General features: G+C 69.5%; 18 protein-coding genes and 1 pseudogene. 13 read left to right on the forward strand and 6 right to left on the reverse strand.

Annotated features, from left to right (window positions below; translation table 11 throughout):
* Positions 1-100: 100 nt before the first annotated feature.
* Positions 101-1,063, reverse strand: coding sequence for a phosphotransferase family protein (locus tag ACWFRJ_RS31600; RefSeq protein ID WP_453538487.1), 963 nt, complete (start codon positions 1,061-1,063; stop codon positions 101-103).
* Between the two features lie 445 nt (positions 1,064-1,508).
* Between ACWFRJ_RS31600 and ACWFRJ_RS31605 the strand changes: the two genes are divergently transcribed.
* The 3 genes from ACWFRJ_RS31605 to ACWFRJ_RS31615 all read left to right on the forward strand — a co-directional run bounded on the left by ACWFRJ_RS31605 (position 1,509) and on the right by ACWFRJ_RS31615 (position 4,095).
* On the forward strand, positions 1,509-2,339 hold the full coding sequence (locus ACWFRJ_RS31605) for a PIG-L family deacetylase (RefSeq protein ID WP_453538490.1): 831 nt from the start codon (positions 1,509-1,511) through the stop codon (positions 2,337-2,339).
* A 468-nt stretch (positions 2,340-2,807) separates the two neighbouring features.
* The gene (locus ACWFRJ_RS31610) at positions 2,808-3,653 is read left to right on the forward strand and encodes a DUF1684 domain-containing protein (protein WP_453538493.1); all 846 of its coding nucleotides are present in this window, start codon (positions 2,808-2,810) and stop codon (positions 3,651-3,653) included.
* A gap of 37 nt (positions 3,654-3,690) precedes the next feature.
* Positions 3,691-4,095 carry a nuclear transport factor 2 family protein gene (locus ACWFRJ_RS31615; protein ID WP_453538496.1) on the forward strand — a complete coding sequence of 135 codons (405 nt, stop codon included), beginning with the start codon at positions 3,691-3,693 and terminating at the stop codon, positions 4,093-4,095.
* A 41-nt stretch (positions 4,096-4,136) separates the two neighbouring features.
* Here the strand turns inward: ACWFRJ_RS31615 and ACWFRJ_RS31620 are convergent, their stop codons facing one another.
* The 3 genes from ACWFRJ_RS31620 to ACWFRJ_RS31630 form a co-directional block, all read right to left on the reverse strand.
* Positions 4,137-5,096 carry a S8 family peptidase gene (locus ACWFRJ_RS31620; protein WP_453538499.1) on the reverse strand — a complete coding sequence of 320 codons (960 nt, stop codon included), beginning with the start codon at positions 5,094-5,096 and terminating at the stop codon, positions 4,137-4,139.
* A 149-nt stretch (positions 5,097-5,245) separates the two neighbouring features.
* Positions 5,246-6,559: an LPXTG cell wall anchor domain-containing protein gene (locus tag ACWFRJ_RS31625; protein ID WP_453538502.1), complete on the reverse strand. Its 1,314-nt coding sequence runs from the start codon at positions 6,557-6,559 to the stop codon at positions 5,246-5,248.
* Positions 6,556-6,777 carry a hypothetical protein gene (locus tag ACWFRJ_RS31630; RefSeq protein ID WP_453538505.1) on the reverse strand — a complete coding sequence of 74 codons (222 nt, stop codon included), beginning with the start codon at positions 6,775-6,777 and terminating at the stop codon, positions 6,556-6,558. The genes ACWFRJ_RS31625 and ACWFRJ_RS31630 overlap by 4 nt, the downstream gene beginning before the upstream one ends.
* A gap of 242 nt (positions 6,778-7,019) precedes the next feature.
* On the opposite strand from ACWFRJ_RS31630, the gene ACWFRJ_RS31635 reads away from it, so the two are divergent.
* The 7 genes from ACWFRJ_RS31635 (at position 7,020) to ACWFRJ_RS31665 (ending at position 14,075) form a co-directional block, all read left to right on the forward strand.
* Complete coding sequence (locus ACWFRJ_RS31635; protein WP_453538508.1) at positions 7,020-7,418, forward strand: SHOCT domain-containing protein; 399 nt, start codon at positions 7,020-7,022, stop codon at positions 7,416-7,418.
* A 152-nt stretch (positions 7,419-7,570) separates the two neighbouring features.
* Complete coding sequence (locus ACWFRJ_RS31640) at positions 7,571-8,680, forward strand: PIG-L deacetylase family protein (protein ID WP_453538511.1); 1,110 nt, start codon at positions 7,571-7,573, stop codon at positions 8,678-8,680.
* A gap of 85 nt (positions 8,681-8,765) precedes the next feature.
* Positions 8,766-9,701, forward strand: a complete 936-nt coding sequence (locus ACWFRJ_RS31645; protein WP_453538514.1) for an ATP-grasp domain-containing protein — start codon at positions 8,766-8,768, stop codon at positions 9,699-9,701.
* Positions 9,698-10,531 (forward strand): PHP domain-containing protein, encoded by an 834-nt coding sequence (locus ACWFRJ_RS31650; RefSeq protein WP_453538517.1) that lies wholly within the window; start codon positions 9,698-9,700, stop codon positions 10,529-10,531. The genes ACWFRJ_RS31645 and ACWFRJ_RS31650 overlap by 4 nt, the downstream gene beginning before the upstream one ends.
* On the forward strand, positions 10,528-12,021 hold the full coding sequence (locus ACWFRJ_RS31655; RefSeq protein ID WP_453538520.1) for a glycosyltransferase: 1,494 nt from the start codon (positions 10,528-10,530) through the stop codon (positions 12,019-12,021). The genes ACWFRJ_RS31650 and ACWFRJ_RS31655 overlap by 4 nt, the downstream gene beginning before the upstream one ends.
* Positions 12,018-12,266, forward strand: coding sequence for a hypothetical protein (locus tag ACWFRJ_RS31660; RefSeq protein ID WP_453538523.1), 249 nt, complete (start codon positions 12,018-12,020; stop codon positions 12,264-12,266). Before ACWFRJ_RS31655 ends, ACWFRJ_RS31660 begins: the two co-directional genes overlap by 4 nt.
* 210 nt (positions 12,267-12,476) lie before the next feature.
* Entirely contained in the window at positions 12,477-14,075 is a 1,599-nt protein-coding gene (locus tag ACWFRJ_RS31665; RefSeq protein ID WP_453538526.1) for an APC family permease, read from the forward strand.
* Between the two features lie 289 nt (positions 14,076-14,364).
* Here ACWFRJ_RS31665 and ACWFRJ_RS31670 read toward each other — a convergent pair whose 3' ends face one another.
* The gene (locus ACWFRJ_RS31670) at positions 14,365-15,030 is read right to left on the reverse strand and encodes a TetR family transcriptional regulator (protein WP_453538529.1); all 666 of its coding nucleotides are present in this window, start codon (positions 15,028-15,030) and stop codon (positions 14,365-14,367) included.
* A gap of 100 nt (positions 15,031-15,130) precedes the next feature.
* On the opposite strand from ACWFRJ_RS31670, the gene ACWFRJ_RS31675 reads away from it, so the two are divergent.
* The 3 genes and pseudogenes from ACWFRJ_RS31675 (at position 15,131) to ACWFRJ_RS31685 (ending at position 16,389) form a co-directional block, all read left to right on the forward strand.
* On the forward strand, positions 15,131-16,063 hold the full coding sequence (locus tag ACWFRJ_RS31675) for an SDR family NAD(P)-dependent oxidoreductase (RefSeq protein WP_453538532.1): 933 nt from the start codon (positions 15,131-15,133) through the stop codon (positions 16,061-16,063).
* A 3-nt stretch (positions 16,064-16,066) separates the two neighbouring features.
* Positions 16,067-16,224: pseudogene (locus tag ACWFRJ_RS31680) on the forward strand (IS5-like element ISMt1 family transposase); the annotation flags it as partial.
* A 6-nt stretch (positions 16,225-16,230) separates the two neighbouring features.
* A complete protein-coding gene (locus ACWFRJ_RS31685) occupies positions 16,231-16,389 on the forward strand; it encodes a hypothetical protein (protein ID WP_453538633.1) in 159 nt (52 codons plus the stop codon).
* 37 nt (positions 16,390-16,426) lie between these two features.
* Here ACWFRJ_RS31685 and ACWFRJ_RS31690 read toward each other — a convergent pair whose 3' ends face one another.
* Positions 16,427-16,885, reverse strand: a complete 459-nt coding sequence (locus ACWFRJ_RS31690; protein ID WP_453538535.1) for a MarR family winged helix-turn-helix transcriptional regulator — start codon at positions 16,883-16,885, stop codon at positions 16,427-16,429.
* Positions 16,886-16,928: the final 43 nt, after the last annotated feature.

Genomic DNA, 16,928 nt, shown 5'->3' on the forward strand with positions numbered 1-16,928 from the left:
CCTCGTGGGGGCGTAGGCGGTGGACGGGGCTGAGTACGTACGCGGTACGCGGTGGACCAGGCCGTGGGATCGAGCGACGACCCGGACCACTCACCTCGGCTCAGCCCAGCGCGTCCAGCAGAGCGATGACATAGGCGTCCAGCCGCTCCCCCACGGCGTGTGTCGTCAGCTCTGTCCTGCCTGCCTCCCGCCACGGCCGCGCCACCCACTGCACTTCCTCCGAGAACGCCAACGCGTCCCGCACCTGCCAGTACAGCCGCTCGCTCACGGCCGCGGCCAGCACCCCGCCGGCCTCCTCGTACGCCTCAGCGAACCGCAGACCCCACGCCGGACCGTGCAGCAGCGCCAGATTGGTCGAGCAGTGCGCCACATCGAGATCCGCGGGGCCCCAGGAGGTCGCCGCCCAGTCGACGACTCCGGCGATCCGGGCACCACCCGGCCCTGAAGGCGGCACGTCGAACAGCACATTGCCGGGCTGGAAGTCCCGGTGCAGGAATCGCCCTTCGTAGGGCGGCGTGGGCTTACGGATCACATCGATCGCCGCGGCCCATGCCGCCGCGTCGGCGCCCTTCGGAACCACGACCGTGTCGGCAGTCGTCAACGCCACATACTTCCGGGGCCGCACGGCGGGCCGCAGCGCGTGGATCGCCACGAGCTGACGAGCCAGCGCAGGAACGCGCGTCTCCACTCCCTCGTCCTCAAGGACCGTCCGGCCTTCCAGATGTGTCATCAGAAGCGACGGATACTCGCACTGCGCGGCGGCCAGATCAACCGCGACGAGGCCAGGAGCCGACACACCGCTCCCCGCGAGCAGGGTCAGAGCGCCCACCTCCCGGTTCAGCCAGTCCTCGGCCTGCCTCACGTAGAACGGGTCGACGAAGCTCCGCAGCACCAGGTCCCGGGTGCCACCGTCCCGCGTGCCGACGGTCAGCCGCCGCATTTCGGCGGTGATGCCTCCGTGCAGCGCCTCGGTTCTGACGACCCGTTCACCGGCCTCCAGGTGCCGGCTCACCCAAGCCAGGGTCAACGGCCGGACAGCCACCGCCTCATCGTGGTTGCTCATGGCGCCACCTCATCATCCGGACAACTGCGCGCGAAAGTCATTTGGGAGGCGGTGGCCGAGCCCCGGGCAGGTGGACCGGGTGCGGGCGGTGGTGGTCGTGGCGATCTGGTACGTCCCTGACGACCGGCGGGACATCCCGTACGCCTCGGCCCGCGTGTCGACACCCGGGGGGCGGGATGCCTACGTCGTGGTCTCCACGTACGTGGAGGAGAGACAGGCCGGGGCCCGTCCTGCACGGCGCGTGCGGTGGCCGGGCAAAACCAAGCGGCCGCGCCGGGAACATCCGGTCCGGCCTGCACGGTTGCATCGACCGAGGCACCGGCGCCACACGGACGGGAAGACGGAGACCACAAGGTCGTCCGCCCGCCAGGATCCGGGCTCTCGGAAGCGCGGTACGCCCGCCGCGCACTCGGACCAAGACGTATTCCCGCAGGAGGACTGTTTTATGACCGACCGGCCCTTGACGCTCATGGCAGTACACGCCCACCCCGACGACGAGGCCACCGGAACCGGAGGGATCCTCGCGCGGTACGCGGCGGAAGGCGTCCGCACGGTTCTCGTGACGTGTACCGACGGCGGTTGCGGTGACGGACCGGGGGGTGTCAAGCCGGGCGAGCCGGGCCATGATCCGGCGGCCGTCGCCTTGATGCGCCGTCAGGAACTCGAGGCCAGCTGTGAGGTCCTGAAGGTCAGCGATCTGGAGATGCTGGACTATGCCGACTCCGGGATGATCGGCTGGCCGAGCAACGACGCCCCCGGATCCTTCTGGCGGACCCCCGTGGAGGAGGGCGCCGCCCGACTTGCCGAACTCATGCGGCACTACCAGCCCGATGTGGTCGTCACGTACGACGAGAACGGCTTCTACGGCCACCCCGATCACATCCAGGCCCACCGCATCACGATGGCGGCGCTGGAGATGACCGAGCTGACACCGAAGGTGTACTGGACGACGATGCCCCGCTCGGCGATGCAGCAGTTCGGGGAGACCATGCGCGAGCTCGGAGACCTGCCGGAGCCGGATCCTGCCGAGGCCGCCGCGATGGCCGAGATCGGACTCCCCGACGACGAGATCACCACGTGGGTGGACACCACCGCGTTCAGCGGTCAGAAGTTCGACGCGCTGGCCGCACACGCCAGCCAGGGCGAGAACATCTTCTTCCTCAAGATGGGCAAGGAGAAGTTCGGCGAGTTGATGGGCGTGGAGACCTTCGTACGGGTCAAGGACGCGACCGGCGCGGCCGCATCCGAGGACGATCTCTTCGCCGGACTGCGCTGAGCCACCCGTCAGGCCGGTGTGTGGACCAGGGCCGCGGAGGCGGTCCTGGAAGCCCTCGGTCTCCCCCAACGCCCGGTGAAGAGCGGTGACCTCGTGGCCGTCGTGCTGGACGGCGAGGCCACTGTTCCTCACCGGCCGTAAGGCCCCGGCAGGCCCGCCGGCGCCGGGCGTGTGCCCGGAGGCCTGCCCGCCCCGGCTCTCCTGCCGTCGGGCTGAGAACTCTTCGAAGAGAACACCGGCCTTCCGGCCAACCCGCTCGCCTCACCCGAGGGCATCGCGGACACACAGAAGCGCGCGAACATCAGCGCGGCACTCTCCCAAATTTGCGGTAACAGCAAGCAGGCTTGCTGATTTGCCCACGCCGAGCACACCATCCGTCGACCGGTCGCCGAACCGGTCGATGTTCCCGGCCGGTGGTGAGCCCTGACGGCAGTGGCGGGTGACCGCCACATTGGAGAGGAAGACTTTGTGTCCAGCGACTATTCCGGCGACGACGACGCCTTGACCGCGTACGACAAGTGGCGTCGGAGCCGGTGGGAGGAGATGGCGGGCCCGGACGGGAAGGCGGGCCGCATCGCCTATCGGCTGATCACGGAACCGGGGCAGGAAGTCCCCGAGGTTCCGGGGCGGTGGACGTCCACCGGCTTCTCGGGGAGCCTGACGCTGACCGCGGCCCAGGCGGAGGGCGTGTCCGTCGACGGCCGGGCCGTGGACGGCGCGGTGGAACTGACCGGCGCAAGCCTGCTGTCCTTCCCCGGCGGGCGGCGCGGCACGATCGAGGAACTGCGGGGAACTCATGTCCTGGTCGTGTGGGATCCGGCGGCGCCCACTCTCAGGAGCCTGCGCGGGATCGAGGCGTGGCCGTGGGATCCGGCCTGGACCGTCGACGCGGAGTACCGTCCGGCGGAGGCCGGGCGTCTCCAGGAAGTGACCCGGCTGACAAGGCCGAGCATGCGGGACGCCCTCCCGGCCCCCGGTGACTTCGTCTTCGATCTGCGAGGCGAGCGGCACACGCTCCGGGCGTTCGGTGTGGGCGGCGACACCCTGCTGATCACGTTCACCGACGGCACCAGCGGCACGGACACGCCCGGCATGGGCCGGTGGTTGATCCTTTCCCGGCCCGAGGACGCCACGGGCACGACCCGTATCGACTTCAACCAGGCCGTCGTCCCCCACCACATGTTCTCGGCGGCCTTCCCCTGCCCTCTGCCGCCCCGGGAGAACCACCTCCTCCTACGCGTCGAAGCGGGCGAACGCGCCCCCGTCTTCGAAGAGGAAGCGGCCATCGGCACCGCGACCGGCCCCACCGTCTGACATTCGCCGCAACCGGCGCACTCGAAAGGAAAAAACGATGACACCCGACCAGGACCTTCGCGCGGCAGCGGTGCACTACCTCCGACAGTGGGAGGTACGGGACTACGCCACGATGCGATCCCTGTGCACCGGCACCGCCACCGTGTGGCACAACGACGGAAGCGGCGACCAGCCGATCGACGAGAACATGGAACTGCTCAAGCGACTCGCCGCAGAGGTCGACACCCTCCGGTACGACATCGTGCGGCAGTTCCAGGACGGCGACGGAGTGCTCCAGCAGCAAGTACTCCACCTGACCATGAACGACGGGTCCCGCAGTGAGGTACACGCGGCGATGTACTTCCGGTTCGACGGGGGCCTCATCGACCGCATCGAGGAGTACTTCAACGTCGTACCGCTCAACGAATCCGTGCCGCCGTCCGGATCGCCCGACCAGCGCTGATCGCGGCCGCTCCGGGCGTCATGCCGTGTCATGCGCGGCGGTCAGTCCTTGGCGGAGGCGACCGCGGCCTTGGCGTCGACGATGCCGAGGCCCAGCTTGGCGAGTTCGTCCGGGTTCTTCGCCGTACTGCGGATGGCCGTCATGATCTGGTCCGGGGTGCGGTCCTGCTGGTGAAGGAGGGCCGCGACCGCGGAGACATAGGGGGCGGCCATGGAGGTGCCGTCCAGTTCGCCGTAGCCGCTGTCGTCCTTCAAGGTCTCCCTCGTCCTGTACGTAGGAAGGGTGGAGAGGATACCGACGCCGGGTGCCGAGACCGCTTGCTGCGCACCGAAGTTGGAGAAGTCGGCGGGCTTGCCGTCCTGGTCGCTGGCGCCGACGACCAGAACGGGCGTGTCGGCCTTGTAGGGCTGGAGCGCGGTGCCCTCGTTGCCCGCCGCGGCGACCACGACCGCACCCTTGTCGTGGGCGTGCGTGATGGCGGCGTTGAGCGTGCCGCCCTTGAGGAGGCGGGCCATCAGGCCGCTCTCCCCGAGAGAGAGGTTGATGACGTCGGCGCCGTGGTCGGCGGCCCAGACGATGCCCTTGGTGATGTCGGCGTTCTCTCCGGTGCCGCCCGCGCCGAGCACCCGAACCGGCATGATCTTGGCACCGGGGGCGCCGCCCGCCACGCCGACTCCGTTGTCGGTGTGGGCGGCCGCGATGCCTGAGACATGCGTGCCGTGGCCGTTCATGTCCTTGGGCTCATCGTCGCCGTCCACGAAGTCGTGACCGTCGACCAGGCGGCCCTTGAGGTCGGGGTGGTCGAGGTCGACACCGGTGTCGACGACCGCGATGACCGTGTCGTCACCCTTGGCCTTGTCCCACGCGTCGGGCAGCTTCAGCGCGTCGAGTGCCCACTGCTGGTCCCGCATCGGGTCGGTTCTGCTGTCCTCGCCGCACGCGGTGGCGGCCAGCAGCAAGGTGGCGGTGAGGGCTACGGCGAGTTGTGTACGGGTGCGCATGTTCCGAGCGTCGGGGTCGTGGGGGCGCACCGCATGTGGGGGCAGACCGTGTGGGCGATGCATCAGGCGTGGCGAGCAGGGCTAGCTGCGGGGGGGGGCTCGGAACTGGCACCGGAGTGTTCCGTCGTGCTCCGTCTCCCCCGTAACGGTCAGACCGAGCGGGCGGCAGGCCGACGGGGCTCGTGTGGCTGCTCCCCGGCCAGGAACTCCGTGACCGCCAGCACGAACAACAGGCACAGCGCGATCCCGACGACGACCCAGCCCGTCGGGTAGGACCACAGCAGGTAGATGAGGAGCGCGGCGGCCACAAGGGCCCAGGTGATCCAGTTGCGGTAGCGGTGGACGAAGGGGCCGACGGGACCGAGTCGCATCCCGGCACGGTCCGCGGTGGCCCGTACGGCTCCGATTCCGGAGGTCCACAGACCGCGCACCAGGCCTGCCCGGTGGCCGGGTCCGGTGAGCCAGGCTGCCAGGGCGATCACGACAGCGAGCGCCACGACCATGCGGACCGTGGTGAAGAGGAAATGCGTCATGGTGTCGTACACCGCCGCGGCCGCGTCCTGGGAGACGTTCGCGGGCAGTCGGTCGAGATAGAGCACGCGGAAGACGCGCAGCCCGATACCGAGCAGCCCGGTGGCCATGGCGACGGCCAGGGCCGCGGTGACCAGGGCCCTTCTCTTGCGTACGGAGAGCAGGACGCCGGCGGCGACGAGCAGCAGGCCGATGACCGGGAGCCAGTTGCCTGCCAGCTGCAGGAGCCGCACATACGTCTTGACCTTGCCGACGTCGTCCGACCTGACGAGGGTGAAGTCGGTGTGGAGCTCGGGGATCTTGCCCGCGACCGCCATGCCCTCGTCGACGAGGCGTTGTTTGACGCGGTCGACGAGAGGCGCCAGGTCGAGGGTGACCGTGTCTCCTTCCAGCTTCACGGTGCCCCCGCCGCTGCCGGTCAGTGCCTTGTCGAGCGAGCTGTGGGCCTGCCGGTTGACCTGCTTCCAGATGTGCTCGAAGGCGTCGGACCCGGCCACGGCACGTGCCTTGTCGTGCACGAAGCTGCGGACAGCGCTCTCAAGGGAGCCGCCGAGCTTGCCCAGAGCCTTCTCCAGGCGGGGCCGGTCGTCGGCGGGGGCATCGGACAGGAGCGTCGCCAGGTCGAGACGGGACATCAGCGCGTCCGTGGCCCGGTCGGCTACGGCGTCCTGCACATCGGGGTCGGAGGCGAGCGGGCCGATCGTGGCGACGTAGCGGTCCGTGTCGCCGACCGTGTCGGCGGCCCAGGAGGCGACAACGGCGAGCGGTGCGAGCACGCATCCGATCACGATGAGCACCGCGGCGAGGAAGGAGCGGCCACGGTGGCGTCGGCCGCCACGAGCACGTTCGGCTTCCAAAGCCGCCACCCGGCCGCGCAGCTGGGTCAGTTCGGCCTGTTCCTCCGGGCCGGTGGGCTCTTCATTTTCCGTCATCGTTGTCTCCTCGCCGTGTGCTCGGCGCACAGCCGGCTCTGCCGCCGCAGGCTGGGGTTGGCCGTGTCGGGGGACCCTTTGTCGTCGGGGCACCCTTTGTCGAGGAAGGCGTAGGCGTCGAGGTCCCGCGTGTCGTCGAACGGCAAGCTCCGCAACACCGCCTCGTTGGCGGCGACGATCCCGGACGCGGCCGGCTTGGACTGCGTGGCGTGGGACATCGGAACCCCTTGTCTGCGGCAGACGTTGAGACGCGCCACCCGTTTCCGGACGGCGCTCTGCCCTCACTCTCACCGCAGACCGGTTCAGCCGCCATTCGGGTCACTCCATATGAACCGGCGCCGCACGCCCCTTCAGAATTCTCTGGAAATGCGAGGCAAGGAAGCACGGGAGATACTTCTCGTCACCATCCGCACGGGCCGAAACGGCATCCATTCACACCCCCACCCGGAAAGAGGAACCCATGGACGACTATCCGCTTCTCAACCTCTTTCTCACGATGCTGTATTTCTTCCTGTGGGTCATGTGGCTGTTCCTGCTGTTCCGGGTCGTCATGGACATTTTCCGCGACGACGATCTGAGCGGCTGGGGCAAGGCAGGATGGCTCGTCTTCTGCATCGTCCTGCCGTACCTCGGAGTACTCGTCTATGTCATCGCACGCGGTCGCGGAATGGGCCGACGCGACGTGAAACAGGCGAAGGAATCGGAAGAGGCGTTCCGGGAATACGTCCGCAAGGCCGCGGCAGGGGCGAACACCGGGACGAGCGGGACCGACGAACTGGCCAAGCTGTCCGAACTGCGCGCATCTGGTGCGCTCACCGAAGAGGAATTCGACAAGGCGAAGACCAAGCTGCTCGCCTGACCCATCTTCGATCCTGGCCATCTCCGGACCAACGGAATTGCGAAAGGCGCCCCGCCCTCTCCCGCTCCACTCCACGCCCCACTCCGCCCCACTCCGCTCCGAGTAGGCCAGAGATGTCGCCTGCCGTGGAAGCATCTACGCTGGTGGGTGATATGTCAGATTCTGACGCATTTAAGCGGAAACTGGACGGGCAGCACCACGGCTCCGCTCTGGTGGGCTCACTGCTCCTTCTGGTCGATCAGGACGCCGAGCGCGCAGCTCGGCAGACCGAGCTGCTGCGGGCACACGACGCGGAGTGCGTCGAGGTCGCGTCCGAGCTCGGTCAGTACGAAGGCTCTCGCTGGAGTGGGCAGCTCGACTTCAACGTGTGGGATGCAGCGGTGTGGCAGTGCGATGCCGACACCGACGCGGAGGAGCTGACCCGCACGCTCGTCGCGTGGTATGAGCGATTCCCGGCCGTCCCGGTCATCGTGGTGGCGAACGATCTGGACATGACGGTGGCGCTGGCGGCCCTGCGTGGCCGTGCGGCCGACCTGGTCAGCCGGTCGGCGGGTGACGACGGCCTGGTCGCTGTGGTGGAACGGGTGCTGCGGCAGCGTCCCGATCCGATCGACTCCATCAGTCCCAGCAACAAACGAGTCCTGGTGGTCGGGGCGCACCCGGACGACGCGGAGATCGGCGTCGGCGGCACCGTCCACCGCCTCGTCCGGCGGGGTTGGGACGCCACTGTGCTGACCATGTCCCACGGCAGCGGGGGCGGTGACCCCGAACAGCGCACCGCTGAGGCGCAACGGGCCGCACAGGTGCTGGGCGCTGTTCTCGTCATGGAGGACTTCCCGGACGGTGCCATCGACGATTCCTCGGGCACCGTGCGGGCCATCGAACGAGTCGTCCGCCGTATCGAGCCGGAGATCGTCCTGGTCCACTCCGACAAGGACACGCATCAGGACCATCGGGCCGTGCACCGGGCCACGCTCGTCGCCGCCCGCTCGGTGCCGCGCGTCGCCTGCTATCAGTCGCCCTCCGCCATGGTCACCTTCCAGCCGAACCGCTTCGTCGATCTGCGTGAGCGGGACCTGGAGGCCAAACTCGCCGCGATCCGCGCTCACGGCTCGCAGGCGCGGACCCGCGCGTACCTCGACGAGGAACTGGTCAGGGCCACCGCCCGCTACTGGGGGCGCTACGGCAACGCGTACTACACCGAGCCACTGGAGGTTGTCCGTGCTTCCACACCGACCCGATTCCAGCCCTCAGCCCACTGACGCGGCAACCGGTCCGCCGGACCTGAGTGCTGCGCTGGGGCGTCCGCCCCGGGTGTTGGTGACCGGTGCCGGAGGCCCCTCGGGCGTGTGCTTCCTGCGTTCGCTGGACGGGCGCGCCGAACTGTTCGCCGGTGACGTCGACGCCAATGGTGTCGGGCTGTACCTCGTGGACCGCGAGCACCGCAGACTGCTGCCCCGCGGCGACGACCCCGTTTTCGCCGACGCCCTGCTGAAGCTGTGCCGGGAACTGGCCATCGATGTCCTGGTGCCGACCGTCGACACCGAGCTGACTCCCCTCGCCCGCCGCGCCGCCGACTTCGCGGACGAGGGCGTCCGCGTGCTCACCTCGACTCCCGAGGCCCTGGAGAGCTGCCTGGACAAGTGGCGACTCGCCGAGGCGTGCGCGGGCGTGGTCCGGGTTCCGGTCACCGCGCTGGTCACCGATGACGGACCGGGCGCCGACTTCGCGGGCGGGTATCCGGCGATCGCCAAACCACGGCGCGGATCGGGATCCCGGGGCGTGCACACCGTACAAGGACCGCGGGATCTTGCCGGGCTCGCGCACGACGGCAGCCAGCTCGTGCAGGAGATGCTGCCCGGCACCGAGTACTCCGTCGATGTCCTCATCCGCCCCGACGGGCAGGTCGCCGCCGCTGTGCCCCGGTCCCGGGACAAGACCGACTCCGGAATCGTCGTCGCCGGGCGCGTGGTCGACGCGCCGGAATTCTCCACGCTCGCCGCCGCGGTGGTCCGCGCGCTCGGCCTGCGGGGCATCGCCAACGTCCAGGTACGCGAGGACCGCGCCGGCCGGCCCGCGCTCCTGGAAGTCAATCCTCGACCGCCCGGCGGCATGTCGCTCACGATCGCCTCCGGTGTGCACATGCCCGCTTTCGCCGTGGCCGGACTCCTCGGCCTGGACGTGCCCGCGCACATCCCCCACCGGGAGATCGCCGTCGTACGGCACTGGCAGGACATCGTGCTGCCCGCCGGTGGACTCGGCGAGGTCGGAGGCACGGTGTGAGCCCGGGGGCAGAGGGACACCCAGCACCGTCGGTCCCGTTCCCGAACACCAACACCAACACCAATCCCAACCCCGGCCTCGACCACGACCCCGACCCGCTGCGTGCGGACCACCACACCCACACCGACCACTCCGACGGACGGGACCCACTGGAGCGGATGATCACCGCCGCTGAGCATCGCGGCCTGACCACGCTCTACGTCACCGATCATGTCCGCGCCGACACCACGTACCTGCCGGGCTACGTGGCCGCGGTGCGCGCGGCGCGAGGGCGCACACCGCTGGACATCGTCTGCGGCGTGGAAGCGAAAATCATGGACAGCTCCGGGCGGCTCGACCTTCCCGCGGACCTTCGCGGTATCGAGCACATCGCGATCGCCGACCACCGATACCCCCTGCCCGACGGCCCGGCACACCCCGGCGAGGTGCGTACCGCTCTCCGCGACGGGCGACTGGACCGCCGCAGGGCCATCGACCTGCTCATCGAGGCGACGGTCCGTGCCGTGTCAGCCGTGCCCGAGGGCGTCGGCGCCCATCTCGCGCACCTCTTCAGCGTGTTGCCGAAAGCGGGCCTCGACGAGGCGGAACTCCCCGAGGAGCTCATCACGCGCGTCGCCGACGCATGTCTGGCCACCCACACGGCTGTCGAGCTCAACGAGAAGTGGCGGTGCCCTGCCCCGCGCACTGCGGCGATCCTGTACCGGGCCGGGGTCCGGCTCGTAGCGGGGAGCGACGCCCACCGCCACGAGGCTATCGGCGCCTGGAGCTACGTCCCGCAGACGCTCGCCGCCGCCCGAGCGCCGCTCGACGAGACGAAGGAGCCCGGGTGACCACGCTGGTGTCGGTGCTGGACACGATCGCCGTCGTCCTGGTCTTCCTCGGGACCCTGCCCCTGCTCGTCGCGGCCCTCCAGTTCCTGCTGGTCGGCTTCGAACGGTTCCGCAAGCTCTACGACGAGACGCCCCTGACGCTGCCGCGCACCGCCATCCTGATCCCGGCCTGGAACGAGGCCGCCGTTCTGGGACCGTCCGTCGAGCAACTGCTCTCGCTGCACTACCCGGCCGATCGACTGCGCGTGTTCGTGATCGACGACGCGAGCAACGACGGCACACCCGCCGTCATGCGCACATTGCGCGCACGACACGCCGACCGCGTCTTCCATCTGCGTCGCGAGCACGGCGGCCAGGGCAAGGCACACACTCTCAACCACGGGCTGCGCCATGTCCTTGGCGACGACTGGGCGCAGGCGGTGCTCATCATGGACGCCGACGTCGTCTTCGACCGGGACGCCCTGTGGCGGATGGCCCGTCACCTGCACGACCCCGAGGTCGGCGCCGTCACCGCGTACATCAAGGAGGGCAGCGGAGACAACGGCAACTACCTCAACCGGTACATCGCCGTCGAGTACGTCACCTCGCAGGCGGCCGCACGCCGAGCGCAGAACGTCCTGGGCGCGATGGCCTGCCTCGCGGGCGGGGCACAACTGCACAGCAGGGCCAACCTGTTGACCATCGGCGGCCAGATCGACACGACAACTCTGGCCGAGGACACCGTCACCACCTTCGAGACCCAGCTCGCGGGCCGCCGCGTCGTCTTCGACGGACGGGCCACCGTCCTCGCCGAGGAACCCGGGGACCTGGCCGGTCTGTGGAAGCAACGGCTGCGATGGGCCCGCGGCAACCTCCAGGTGACAGGCCGCTACCGGGACATCTGGTTCCGCGGCCGCTCCGCCCGGGGCCACGACCACCGCCTGGGGTCCTGGCTGTTCGGACTGATCTGGTTCTCGCTCCTGCTCACACCACCGCTGCTAGTCGCCTGCTCGGGATCGCTGATCCTCCTCTATTTCACCGACGCACCCCGTGCCTGGGACGCCTTCCACCTGCTGTGGGTCATCAACCTGGTCAGCTACCTCCTGGTGGTCCTGATCGGCGCCGTCGTGGACTGGCCCACCACCCAACGGTGCTGGCTGGAGACCCTGTTCTTCCCCGGGGCGGTGTCCTGCTTCTTCCTCCTCTACACCGGGTTCCCCGGCCTGATCCGCCGGCTCATCGGAAACCTCGGCCTGCTGACCGGCAACACACCAGAGCATCCGGCCATGCTCATCGCCTACCTATGGCTGGCTCTCTCCATGCCGCTGGCTTGGATCGCGAAGTGCCTGACCGGCACGCGACTGCGGTGGCTCGCACCGGCACTCGTCTTCCTCACCGGCTACGGAGCCCTGCTCGCCGCGTGCGCCGTCGCCGCGTTCTTCGCCGAGCTGCGCAAGGCCGACATGACCTGGCAGAAGACCGAGAAGACCGGAAAGGTGATCGCGCCATGACCCCGGACGCGCCGGACCCCGCCGGCTCGACCCCCCAGAACCTGCCCGCGCGCACCACGGACCGCCCCCCGGTCACCCAGGAGACACCCGGGCAAGCCGCCGCCCGATACCCGGAGATCGCCCAACGCTTCGAGGAGCACGGCGCCACCGATTCAACGGAGGACCGCCGCTTGCTGTGGCGCGAGACCGCTGTGATCGTCCTGGTCACCGTGCTGCTGGTCGTCCGCGCACTGTGGTTCGTCTGACGACGTGTAGTGAGACAGCCAGCCTTCCCGCCACACCCCACCGGAGGTTAGGGGCCGTCACGGTCGGGCGACCACAGTCGGTCCGGCGCTGCGGCGACTTACGCATGCGGCCTGCCCCGACGGCGCGGGACGAGCGCGCTTCGACACACGCGGCGTGCCGCGTGGCACGCTGACCCCCGCGGGTCCGTGATCGTCGAGGAGGTTTGCCACGTGGCGCAGCAACAGCCGACGGAGATTGCCGGTGCCCCGGACGTCCGCGCCGAGGAGAGCCGGCTGCGCAAGGACCTGGGGTTCTGGGCTCTGACCGCAATCGGCTTCTCCAACATCCTCGGCTCGGGCTGGCTGTTCGCCGCCATGTACGCCGCCCAGACCGCAGGACCCGCCGCGCTGCTCTCCTGGGTCGCGGCAGGCCTGCTCTGCGCCCTTGTGGCCCTGGTCATGGTCGAACTCGGCGCCACCAGGCCGGAAGGCGGCGGCACGGTCCGCTGGCCGCTGTACGCGAACGGCCGCCTTGTCGGCACGGTCGTCGGCTGGTCCGTCATGCTCTCCGTGGGCGGCACCGCGGCCGAGATCAGCGCGATCATGCAGTACGCCGCCCACTACGTGCCCGGGCTCTACCGCGGCGGCAGCCTCACCGCGTCGGGCCTGGGCGTCGCCGCCGCGCTGAGCGTGCTGCTCACCGCGCTGAACTGGTTCGCGGTGCGGATGTTCGCCCGCGTGAACAATCTGGTGTCGGTGTTCAAGGTCGTCGTCCCGGTGCTCACGGTGGTCGCCCTGTTCCTTTCCGGCACTCACTCGGGCCGCCTCACGGACCACGGCGGGTTCGCCCCGTACGGTTACGCGGCCTGCCTCACCGCACTCGCCGGCGGCGGCATCGTGTACTCCGTGAACGGGTTCCAGGCCCCTCTGGACTTCTCCGGAGAAGCCCGCAATCCGCGCCGCAACGTACCCGCCGCCGTCCTCACCGGCATCGGCCTCGCGGTGCTCGTCTACCTCGGGCTCCAACTGGCCTACCTCTACACGGTGCCCGACTCACTGCTCACGCACGGCTGGCAGGGGGTCAACTTCGATTCGCCGTTCGGTCAGCTCGCCCTCGTCCTCAACCTGCACTGGCTTGCCACACTGCTCTACGCCGACGCGGTGGTCTCCCCCGGCGGCTCCGCCTACGTGGGCGTCGCGATCGACGCCCGCCACACCTACGCCCTCTCGAAGAACGGCCTGCTGCCCCGCTTCTTCATGCGCATCGATCCCCGCTCCGGCATCGCACGCCGCGCCCTGGTCCTCAACCTCGCGGTCATCATGCTCTTCATGCTGCCGTTCGGCGGCTGGCAGGACATCGTGAGCGTGATGGGAGACATGTATCTGATCATCTACGCCGCCTCGGCGGTGGCCGTGGCGTCCTTCCGGGCACACGACCGGGAGCGTGGCGTGCCCCTGGCGGACGGCCACATGCCGGGGGTGCGCTGGATCGCACCGGTCAGTTTCGCCGTGGCGACCGAGTTCGTCTACTGGTCGGGCTGGGACGACCTGCGGCTCGCCCTTCCTCTCGTCCTTGCCGGTGTCCCGCTGTTCCTGCTGCAACGGCGCAGGACAGCGGGCAGCGCCCCGGCCGAGGAACTGCGCCAGGGCGCCTGGCTCGTGTTCCACCTGACGGCGCTCGCCCTGTTGTCGTGGCTCGGCACTTTCGGCGGCTCCGGACATCTGCCGGCGCCGTACGACTCGGTCGTGGTGGGCGTCGTCGCCTTCGCCGTCTTCGGGTGGGCGGTGCGTTCGGGCGCCGCCCACCTCCGCACGAACCCCGCTCACTGAGCGGCTTCGGCTGTGCCTCAGTCAGGGGTGGCGTCCTGGAGGATGCGCTCGGTGGACGGCCGAACTCCAGGACCCTGCTGCGGTGCTCAGCCCGCCAGGCCGACAGGACCGGCTCGATCAACTCCCAGCGGACGAGGCCTGCGATACGGACTGCCCGCGAGCCTCATCAACAGCACGGGCACCTCAGACCTTCAACAGTCCCGCCCAACACTGGAACGAACCAGGACGCAGCGTCGTAGTGATGCCTGTTCCGGACGGACGGGCATGGAAGCGCCGCTTGCAGAAATGTTCAGGCGCGCGGCAGCACGCCCAGGAGCGTCGAGGTGAAGGAGATCCGCAGAGCGTCACGCAGCTCCAGGTGGAGCACGCCGAGGGCGGGCTCGTCCGCGTAGGCCGCAAGGAGGCTGGGCGGCGGCGGGGCGTACGCCGACAGGGCACCCGCCGAGACGAGGCTCATCAGGCAGAACATCTGCGCGCCGTCGCCGAGCTCGGGCACGTGGCAGCGCACGAGCTCGACCATGGCCGCGAGCCGCGTGAGGGAAGAACGCTTGTGCCGCTTGACGACCTCGATCGAGACGTTGTGCTCAAGGACGCCGCCCTGCGCGCCGAAGAGGTCGCACAGCACCACACGGCCCGCCAGCGATCGGCTGAGGATTTCGGCCAGTTGGGCCGCCCGCACTTCCGGTGCCGCATGCGTCTCGATGCCCGCGGTCAGGTCGTGCGCCAGCTCGGCGAGCCAGCTCTCCAGGAAGACGTCAAGGAGTTCGAGCAGCACGGCCTCGCGCGACTCGAAGTACCGCAGGACGTTCGACTTGGCCAGGCCCACCCGCCGACTGAGCTCGTTGAGGCTCACCTCGGCCACGGGCATCTCGTCGAGCATCGCCGCTGCCGTGTCCAGGATCGCCCGGCGGCGGATCTCCCGCTGCTCCTCGCTTCGCGCCCGCTGAAATGTCACGCCCTCAGCCTAACTTAAAGACCACCGGTCCCTTGACAGGAGACCGCCGGTCTTTTAGATTGACTCCCATAAGAGACCGACGGTTCTTTAGGAGTGCGTCATGAGCGGCGACTGGACTGAGCAGCACATCCCCGATCAGCACGGCCGGGTGGCGATCGTGACCGGAGCCAACACCGGGCTGGGCTTCGAGACCGCCCGGATGCTCGCCGCGCGCGGCGCCGCGGTGGTCCTGGCGGTCCGTGACGTCGAGAAGGGCAAGCAGGCAGCCGCCCGCATCACGGGCGACGTCACCGTCCAGGCCCTCGACCTGGCCTCCCTGGACTCGATCAGGTCCGCGGCGGCCCACCTGCGCACGGCCCACCCACGCATCGACCTTCTGATCAACAACGCGGGCGTGATGTACACCCCGCGGCAGACCACCGCCGACGGCTTCGAGCTGCAGTTCGGCACCAACCACCTCGGCCACTTCGCCCTGACCGGCCTGCTGCTGGACCGGCTCCTGCCCGTCCCCGGCTCCCGCGTCGTGACGGTCAGCAGCACCGGTCACCGCATCCGGGCCGCCATCCACTTCGACGACCTGCAGTGGGAGCGCTCGTACAGCCGCTCCGCCGCCTACGGCCAGGCCAAACTCGCCAACCTGATGTTCACGTACGAACTGCAGCGCCGCCTCGCACCGCACGGCACCACGATCGCGGTGGCCGCCCACCCCGGCCTGTCCAACACCGAACTCGCCCGCAACACGCCCGCCGCACTTCGCGTACCCCTCACCTGGCTCGCGCCGCTGCTCACCCAGAAGGCCGAGATGGGCGCCCTGCCAACCCTGCGCGCCGCCACCGATCCGGCCGTCACCGGCGGCCAGTACTACGGCCCCGGCAACCGGAGGGAGATCCGGGGCTACCCGAAGCTGGTCACCTCCAGCCCCGACTCCCACGACCAGGCCGTCCAGCAGCGCCTGTGGACGGTCTCCGAGGAGCTCACCGGGGTGACATTCTCAGCGCTGGCTCCGCAGCGGAGGGAAGCGGAGGGAAGGTGAGTGCGGAACAGGGGTAGCCGGGGAGGCCGGCCCGTCACCCACGATGCAGACCTCCACAAGGAGCGGAACACCGTCGAACGAGCCATCCACCGGATGAAGACCTGGCGGGGCATCGCCACTCGATACGACACAACCCCGAAAGCCGCCTCGCCGGACTCCACTGGCTGGTGAGCACCGGCCCCGACGCCGTACCGATCACGCACCCTGCGCAGAAGCAGGCGCTCGCGGACCTGCTGGCGCGCCTGGAGGAGGTGGATGCCATCGAGTCCGCCAAGGAGCGGATCGCGGCAGCCCAGACCGAGGCGGCCAAGAGCACGGGTTGGTGAGGGGCGCTCGGCCTCGCCCTCGGTGGCCGCTTCGACGTCACGAGCGTTCGTTGAGGGGTGCGGATCCGCGCCGGGGTTCAGCGGGCGTCAGTAGGGCGGCGAGCCGAAGAGTGTCTGCCAGGTAGCGCTCGTAGGGGAAGCCGGCCTTCAGGAGGGCCGTGCGGAGTTCTTCCTCGAGGGGCTTTCCCTCGGCGAGGAAGGTGGCCTGGCCCATCGGGGTGAGGGAGACCAGGCGCCGGCGCCGGTGGGCGGGGTCGACGCTGATCGTCACGTGCCCCTCCGCCTCCAGCGGGCGCAGCGCGCGGCTGATGGCCGGGTCGGACAGGTTCAGCGCCTCGGCGAGCTGGTGCTGGGTGGCGGGCTGGATCTCCTCAAGGGTGCCAAGCAGTCGCAACTGGCTTGGGGAGAGGCGCTGTTCGGGGCCGGAGCGGCGCCGGGCCGCCTCGCCCATCAGCATGACCACGCGGTGCAGAAGCTCTGCCAGTCCTTCGTCCATGAGCCCACTCTACCGGACACTTGCATGGTTAATATTAACCATG

Source organism: Streptomyces sp. NPDC055239 (genome assembly GCF_053606205.1).

Coding starts and splice junctions, on each gene's coding strand:
- ACWFRJ_RS31600 (WP_453538487.1), bottom strand. CDS start 1,063: ATGAGCAACCACGATGAGGCGGTGGCTGTCCGGCCGTTGACCCTGGCT.
- ACWFRJ_RS31605 (WP_453538490.1), top strand. CDS start 1,509: ATGACCGACCGGCCCTTGACGCTCATGGCAGTACACGCCCACCCCGAC.
- ACWFRJ_RS31615 (WP_453538496.1), top strand. CDS start 3,691: ATGACACCCGACCAGGACCTTCGCGCGGCAGCGGTGCACTACCTCCGA.
- ACWFRJ_RS31620 (WP_453538499.1), bottom strand. CDS start 5,096: ATGCGCACCCGTACACAACTCGCCGTAGCCCTCACCGCCACCTTGCTG.
- ACWFRJ_RS31625 (WP_453538502.1), bottom strand. CDS start 6,559: ATGACGGAAAATGAAGAGCCCACCGGCCCGGAGGAACAGGCCGAACTG.
- ACWFRJ_RS31630 (WP_453538505.1), bottom strand. CDS start 6,777: ATGTCCCACGCCACGCAGTCCAAGCCGGCCGCGTCCGGGATCGTCGCC.
- ACWFRJ_RS31635 (WP_453538508.1), top strand. CDS start 7,020: ATGGACGACTATCCGCTTCTCAACCTCTTTCTCACGATGCTGTATTTC.
- ACWFRJ_RS31640 (WP_453538511.1), top strand. CDS start 7,571: ATGTCAGATTCTGACGCATTTAAGCGGAAACTGGACGGGCAGCACCAC.
- ACWFRJ_RS31660 (WP_453538523.1), top strand. CDS start 12,018: ATGACCCCGGACGCGCCGGACCCCGCCGGCTCGACCCCCCAGAACCTG.
- ACWFRJ_RS31675 (WP_453538532.1), top strand. CDS start 15,131: ATGAGCGGCGACTGGACTGAGCAGCACATCCCCGATCAGCACGGCCGG.
- ACWFRJ_RS31690 (WP_453538535.1), bottom strand. CDS start 16,885: ATGGACGAAGGACTGGCAGAGCTTCTGCACCGCGTGGTCATGCTGATG.